We start from the raw sequence: 6,153 nt of genomic DNA, 5'->3' as shown, positions 1-6,153 counted from the left end.
GCCGTTGGTGCCGAGCCATCCGCCGGCCTCCGATGCGACGTCCGGTTAAATCCTCCCTTGCCGTCATTGCGAGCGCAGCGAAGCAACCCAGGGAACCGCTACGGCCTGCGAACGCCCGCCGCACTGGGTTGCTTCGCTGCGAGCGCCACCGAGGCTGAGCGACGGATAGCATTGCGAGGCTATTGCGGGGCCTCTACAGCCCGCCGATGTCCGACAAGCTCAACGCCCTCGTCGAACGCCTAAAGGCGCATCAGCGCACGCTCATTCTGGCGATGGCCGAACACGATGGGCTGCCGGCCGGAAGCGCCCTGCGCCAGGTTGCTGAGCTGGAGAATGTTATCGCCGCCGTCGAGGCCGTTGCGGGTGAGGAAGCAGATCGCGTCCGACGGATTTGATGCTCTCGCTGGCCGACGCTGCAAGCAGGCTCACGGTAGACCACGGCAGCGTGTGATCATAGGCTCGGTCGAGCCGTGCGAGCTGCAGCATCGCGGCGGCCAGTCCCGGCCTGTCTGATCATGCTGCTTTCCGCTTCCTCAGTTGACGCTCGGCTTGACCATTAGGGCGCCCAAGGCCAATCGCCTTCGCGAGAGCCGACCGCTTTTCGGCATAGCTTGGGGCGACCATCGGGTAGTCAGCCGGCAAGCCATACTGCTCGCGGTAGCCCCGCGGGTCGAGGCCGCGGCTGGTGAGGTGACGCTTGAGCGTCTTGTAGGTCTTGCCGTCGATGAAGCTGACGATCCCGTCGGGGCGGATCGACTTGCGGATCTGGGCGTCGCTCGGCTTCTCAACCTCGGACGCCGGCACTCGGCCGCCCGGCTTCAGAGCATTGAGGGCCGTGTGGATGCTCTCGATCAGCTTCGGAAGCTCGACGGCGGGGACTGAATTCTTCGTGACGTAAGCGGAGACGATTTCGCCGGTAAGCTCAGCCAAATTCGAGCCGACATTCTGAATATCTTCGATCATTGCGGCATACTTTCATTTTTTTATTGGACACTCCTCATCACAAATTAGTTTTCATAAAAAATTATGCTAGTAAACGCGACTTACGACCGCATGTATCGGCTAAAGTGACGCATCTGTCGAGCTAAATACTCTCTTGCAGACTGGAAGCATGATCGAGGGCCGCACGGCCGCGATGGCCCGGATTAGGTGCACAGGGCAAGGCACAAGCTTCTATCGTTCCGAGCATGATCGTCAGCGCTCCGGGTGCCTGCATCAGCCGCTGATAAGGAGTAACGGCGGAGTACATGGGTCAGCGGTTAGCAACTGACTGCAAAGTGTATTACTATCTGTGGCTATCAGCTGAGCTAATCATCTCCGTCAATGCAGGTTCGAGGGCCGCTCGTCGTCCTGCAAAAGTGCGAGTTCTTGACCAATCGCCAAGAGCAACTCATCCATCTTTTGCCGAAGGAGCGGCGAGCCGTGCTGCAAGATCGCCTCACGGGCCTCTAAACAGCGGTCTGCGGCTTGGATGATCGCGTTCACCTCGTGCACGGCAGGGCGGGCGACATACCCCTCACCCGCGTCACCGGCCTCCCGGCTCTCAGTGATGTCGATCATGATGCCTCGACAGCGTAGGGGTCGCCCATCTTCCCCACGATAGATCCGACCTCGGCAAAGGAGCCAGCGTATGCCTAAGTCCGGGCATACAACCCGATACTCGGTCAAAAACAGGCCACCGCTTAGCGTCTCAAGGATCATGTCGCGCATCATCCACTCGCGATCTGCAGGATGGACGTTGGCGATCGCTGCGTGCCCCCTCACGGGATGGCCGGCGAGGCTACGGTCCCCCGTGTGCAGAGCCGCAGCTTCCTCATCATAGTACACGCAGCGGTTTAGAAGGTCCCACTCCCAAGTGCCGACGACCCCCGAAGCGACAAGGCTGGTTCGCAATTCCTGAGGACGGGCCAGGTTCTTTGGGGCGGTCCGCTTGGGCATCCAGTGCGCCTCCTCAGGACCGACATCATCGGCCGCGCACAATCAGGCTTAGCTGAGGCCATGCACCCGTGTCGATTGCAATTTAGTTTATGCTTGCAACCAGTGGGACTTATGGGCCAGATGCCGGCAGGATCGATAGCCGAGGAGCATCATGGGCAGGAAGGCTTGCAAAGCTGCGTCTCAATGCCTTGGCGAGACTAGCCCTAAACCCAAAGGCTCTGTCTCTTCGGCAGCTGCTGAGCGCTTGAAAACTATCGCATCATCTCTGAACATGCCAGTCGAGACGTTCCGAATGACACATTCGGTCGCACAAATTCCCAAGAATTTTAAATCATTCCATGAAGAAACTGAAGAACTTCTACGTCTATATTTTGCCATTGATGATGTGGCGTTACGGTTGAATTTTTTAGAAATACTGAAAATCGCTCCGTCAACGACAAAGGCCGTCAAATACTAATTGTAAAGCTCACATTAATTAATCGCATACCTCACAACATTGCATCCTGCTCTGCCGGTGAACCGAACGGCATTTACGCAGTTGACCGTCATGCGTTGCTCATGAGGGTCGCACGTCTTGCAAGCCATTCGCATTCTCGCCCCGTGACAGCGCTCGAACTGATCCGGGCCTTTGGCCACGATGCTGCGGTCGGCATCGTCGTCACGGAAGTGACGATCGATCCCCCTGGCCCGATCATCCTCTATGCCAATCCCGCCTTTTCGCGGTTGGTTGGACGCGACCTCGGCCAAATCATCGGGCGCAGCCCACGCTTCATGCAAGGCAAGGAGACACGCGAGGAAACGCTTGATGTCTTTCATCGCGCCTTAGCGGCCGGCGAGCGCTTCCACGGCTACCTGACCAACTACCGCGGGAATGGCACCAAGTACCGTGCCGAGATCGATTGTCGTCCCTTGTGTGATACGACAGGTAGGATCGAGGGCTTCGTCGCCTTCGAGCGGGAGGTGATCAGACGCGTCGGTCGGCCCGCTTCCGGTGCTGCGGGTCGCTATGAGCCCGTCGGGGTAAGCTCTGATCCACTGGCCGGTGTCCTACAAGCGCTCTCGGTGTTCGGGGAAGCGTAAGCGGAATGCTGGTGGGCTGGCCGACGCTCTCGGCCACCTCGCGGCCTTCTGCCAGCGCTGCCACATGATCCACGACGGGCCAGAGCACCAACGTCGGCGGCGGCGCACGCTGTTCCGACGCAAGGCGATGGGCGACCTGTTCGGTGGTCCCTACGCCTGACACCGAGTCTTCTTCAGGTGGTCGCAGAGGGATGGGCACCGCGGTGGGTGCAGAGGTCCTGATACACCTTCAGGATGTTGTAAAGTATCAAGGTTTTTCCGGCACAGTGGCGGGCCGTTTGTGTTAAGGAACCCGATGATGCATTGGGCTGCCGTTGTCCTCGCCGCCTACGCCGTCGGCTGTGTCGAGTTCTGGCGCATGTGTGAAACTGCGCCGACTTCTGAGGAAGAAGTAGGCGAAACCGCTGCTTAGGCCGCGCGAGTTTGCATCTCCTGCGACACGGCTTACAGCGGCTCTATCCGGACCCTTCGATTTGGAGCCAATCGAGTTGATGTCGTGTGCCAGAGCCGCTCAGGCATCCGGCATACCCGGATCGCGGCCGCGACGACATTCATCGAGACGGACACCAAGCCAGCTATAACGAGCAGCGTTCGGCCGGGTGCATCGTCGGGTTCGGCGTAATCGTACCAGAGCGGGTTGTCGTCCTGCATAGCTCTGGCTCCCTCAGTACAGGCGTGGCTACTTGCTGCCGCGCTGGGCGAGCACGGCCGGGACGGTGCGTAGCATGATCGCGATGTCCCGACGCAGGCTCCAGTGGCTGGCGTAGTCCAGGTCCAGCGCCACACGCTCGGCATAGCTGGTGTCGGACCGACCCGAGACCTGCCACAGCCCGGTCACCCCTGGCGGCACCGCAAAGCAGGTCGCGAACGCCCGGCCGTAGCGGGCAACCTCGGCCTGGACGATCGGGCGCGGCCCGACCAGGCTCATCTCCCCGCGCAGCACGTTCCAGAGCTGGGGCAGCTCGTCGAGCGAGGTCTTGCGCAGCACCTGGCCGATGGCCGTGATGCGGGGATCGTCGCTGAGTTTGTGCGTGGCCGCCCACTCGGCCCGGGCCCGCGGCCTAGCAGCTAGATGCGCGGCCAGCACGGCCTCGCCGTCCGTGACCATCGAGCGGAACTTCAGGCAGCCGAAGCTGCGCCCGTCACGGCCCAGCCGGGTGTGGCGGAAGATCGGCGCCTTGCGGTCCCCCGCCCACACCAGCGCGGCGATCACCAGCATCAACGGCAGCAGAAGGAACAACGCGGTCGCAGTGACCCCGATGTCCAGACCGCGCTTGGCCGCCCAGTCGAGCCGAAGCCCATGGGCGACGAACGGCGTCTCCGGCAGCATAGCATCCGCGACCGCATCGCCTGCTTCGATCCCCTGGCTCGGGGACTGTTCAACCACCCCACCAAAGTTTGCGATGTCGGGAGCATGCCGCACTGCAAAAACACCCTCAATATCTTGGTACATTGCGATATGCGACATGGCGCTGCTTCTCAGTAGAGGCGAAAGCAATGATAAATTATCGGTGAATTAACTGAGTATTACGGTTGCTTTTCTAGAAAATGTCAGACAATTTTGACAAATATTGGCGAGGCCCGAGAAGACCAAGTCTGGTTAACATCGCAGATCATGTCGCGAGTGTGGCGGCACCAATTTGGGCAGGAACGCTGCATTACGGGTATGCGTCAGCCGCACGCAGTAGTCTCGGCACAAAGAAATTTTAAATTGTATTTTTCGATGAAATTTCGCTTGTGCGGTGCAACTGAAAGATCATTCCTTGACATGAAATTCTAGTAGGTTCGAGGTTGGCTCAGAGGCTCAAGTTTTGGTCCAGGTCACCGATACCCGTCGGTATCCCTGCGGCTTGCCGCCGATGACATGGCCCCCTAGCCAAACCTATTCTCTGCTCAGGCTGACATAGCGTGTCAGCACCCAGCCGTGCTCGCACGGGCCGGTGTTGTTCTGCGCGACAGGAACGAGGATCGTCGTCTGGCACCCCAGCAGCGCCGAGCCATAGACGACCCCGATCCATGGGCCGAGCTTCTCACAGACCTTGACTGGGTCGCCATCGTGCAAGCGCCCAATCTCACGGAACCGAGCCTCGCCCGGCCCACTCTAAACCGGCAAGAAGCTCTCAGCGCCCTGTCCGATCTCGATCACCTTCGCCGTCTCAGGACAGGCTTCCTCACCGATCGCCCCTTGCATCAAGATCGGCACGTTCAGGGGGGCGTTTTCGGCCTCGGCCACGCAGGGCAGCCTGAGCAGTAGGAGTAGCCCGAGCCGCGACGTGATCGAAGGCATGAGCGTGCCGAGCTTTGTGATGTTCACGAACGGCGGTGCCTCGATCACCTCGTTGGTGAGAGGCCGAACAACGCGCTCGGTCGTAAGATGATCCGGGCCATGAGCCAGCGCTTGCGGTGTCCAGTTCCCCCGCCGCACCGACCCTGACGCAAATGCCCGGCCGATGCTCCACGGGGGGCAAGGAACTGGTCCGCGTGAGCTTGTTGTAGGGGGTCTGTCACAACGCTCGCCGCATCAAGCGGACCAGCTTGAAGCCACAGGGTGCCCAGCGGGCCTTCAGGTCTGCCCATGCTTGCACTTGTTTCGGAAGGCCTTGCGCGTCTTGCCATGCAGACCCTGCTTATCGGCCTCTGCCGAGCATTCTTTCGACTTGGCCGTGCGGGCCGCTTTGGGTGCATGGGACTTCATCGCCGGTGCGGACGCAGCCGCGCCGGGCACCATGCTAGGTGTGTTCGTCGCCCCTTGCGCATTGGCGGGAGCGACGAGGAAAAGGCTGCTCGCGACCAACGAAACGGCGAGGGTGAGCTTCATGATGGAATGCTCCTGTAAGCCGCCTGAAACAGCTTCACGATAACCGGCGTTCCGCCACACACGGATCAGTGATTGGTCACTTGATCCATACTATCGCTCTCGACGTGCGCTCGGATTCAGACTCCCAGACGTCTCGCTTAGCGCTAGTCTTAGTCGCAACCGCGAGATCGCCCCAGCTGTCGTTGGTCACAACACAAGCGCGAAAATCTTCAGAACCTTCCACCGCAAGCGCTAATAACCCACAACAAGCGTGGTTCGAGTGGCACTCACTGTCCCATCAGTTTCAGACCCGCGCGCCGCATCCGAACTGTTGACGC

At 60.2% G+C, this 6,153-nt stretch carries 8 protein-coding genes and 1 pseudogene; 2 read left to right on the top strand and 7 right to left on the bottom strand.

Translation table 11 applies throughout. From position 1 onward, the window contains the following. Nucleotides 1–206: 206 nt before the first annotated feature. Complete coding sequence (locus tag MKK67_RS18130; RefSeq protein WP_243966919.1) at nucleotides 207–395, top strand: hypothetical protein; 189 nt, start codon at nucleotides 207–209, stop codon at nucleotides 393–395. Nucleotides 396–513: 118 nt separating this feature from the next. On the opposite strand, the gene MKK67_RS18125 is transcribed toward MKK67_RS18130, so the two are convergent. The 3 genes and pseudogenes from MKK67_RS18125 to MKK67_RS32955 all read right to left on the bottom strand — a co-directional run. Further along, the gene (locus MKK67_RS18125; protein ID WP_243966917.1) at nucleotides 514–963 is read right to left on the bottom strand and encodes a MucR family transcriptional regulator; all 450 of its coding nucleotides are present in this window, start codon (nucleotides 961–963) and stop codon (nucleotides 514–516) included. Nucleotides 964–1,320: 357 nt separating this feature from the next. Beyond that, a complete protein-coding gene (locus MKK67_RS18120; RefSeq protein ID WP_243966915.1) occupies nucleotides 1,321–1,560 on the bottom strand; it encodes a hypothetical protein in 240 nt (79 codons plus the stop codon). Nucleotides 1,561–1,569: 9 nt separating this feature from the next. Continuing rightward, nucleotides 1,570–1,938: pseudogene (locus tag MKK67_RS32955) on the bottom strand (PAS domain-containing protein); the annotation flags it as partial. A gap of 600 nt (nucleotides 1,939–2,538) precedes the next feature. On the opposite strand from MKK67_RS32955, the gene MKK67_RS18115 reads away from it, so the two are divergent. Next, a complete protein-coding gene (locus tag MKK67_RS18115) occupies nucleotides 2,539–3,018 on the top strand; it encodes a PAS domain-containing protein (protein ID WP_243966913.1) in 480 nt (159 codons plus the stop codon). Between the two features lie 679 nt (nucleotides 3,019–3,697). Here MKK67_RS18115 and MKK67_RS18110 read toward each other — a convergent pair. From MKK67_RS18110 to MKK67_RS18095, 4 genes are all read right to left on the bottom strand, one after another. Continuing rightward, the gene (locus MKK67_RS18110; RefSeq protein WP_243966903.1) at nucleotides 3,698–4,348 is read right to left on the bottom strand and encodes a sugar transferase; all 651 of its coding nucleotides are present in this window, start codon (nucleotides 4,346–4,348) and stop codon (nucleotides 3,698–3,700) included. Nucleotides 4,349–4,900: 552 nt separating this feature from the next. Beyond that, nucleotides 4,901–5,080, bottom strand: coding sequence for a hypothetical protein (locus tag MKK67_RS18105; RefSeq protein ID WP_243966892.1), 180 nt, complete (start codon nucleotides 5,078–5,080; stop codon nucleotides 4,901–4,903). 39 nt (nucleotides 5,081–5,119) lie between these two features. Next, complete coding sequence (locus MKK67_RS18100; RefSeq protein ID WP_243966878.1) at nucleotides 5,120–5,332, bottom strand: hypothetical protein; 213 nt, start codon at nucleotides 5,330–5,332, stop codon at nucleotides 5,120–5,122. 249 nt (nucleotides 5,333–5,581) lie between these two features. Next, nucleotides 5,582–5,836: a PsiF family protein gene (locus MKK67_RS18095; RefSeq protein WP_243966876.1), complete on the bottom strand. Its 255-nt coding sequence runs from the start codon at nucleotides 5,834–5,836 to the stop codon at nucleotides 5,582–5,584. Between the last annotated feature and the right edge of the window lie 317 nt (nucleotides 5,837–6,153).

The sequence above is a fragment of the Methylobacterium sp. J-072 genome, from assembly GCF_022829425.1.
Lineage (GTDB): Bacteria > Pseudomonadota > Alphaproteobacteria > Rhizobiales > Beijerinckiaceae > Methylobacterium.
Note: the sequence above shows the minus strand (reverse complement) of the source record. Positions and strands in the feature narration are given on the sequence as shown.

Coding starts and splice junctions, on each gene's coding strand:
- MKK67_RS18120 (WP_243966915.1), bottom strand. CDS start 1,560: ATGATCGACATCACTGAGAGCCGGGAGGCCGGTGACGCGGGTGAGGGG.
- MKK67_RS18095 (WP_243966876.1), bottom strand. CDS start 5,836: ATGAAGCTCACCCTCGCCGTTTCGTTGGTCGCGAGCAGCCTTTTCCTC.
- MKK67_RS18125 (WP_243966917.1), bottom strand. CDS start 963: ATGATCGAAGATATTCAGAATGTCGGCTCGAATTTGGCTGAGCTTACC.
- MKK67_RS18110 (WP_243966903.1), bottom strand. CDS start 4,348: ATGCTGCCGGAGACGCCGTTCGTCGCCCATGGGCTTCGGCTCGACTGG.
- MKK67_RS18130 (WP_243966919.1), top strand. CDS start 207: ATGTCCGACAAGCTCAACGCCCTCGTCGAACGCCTAAAGGCGCATCAG.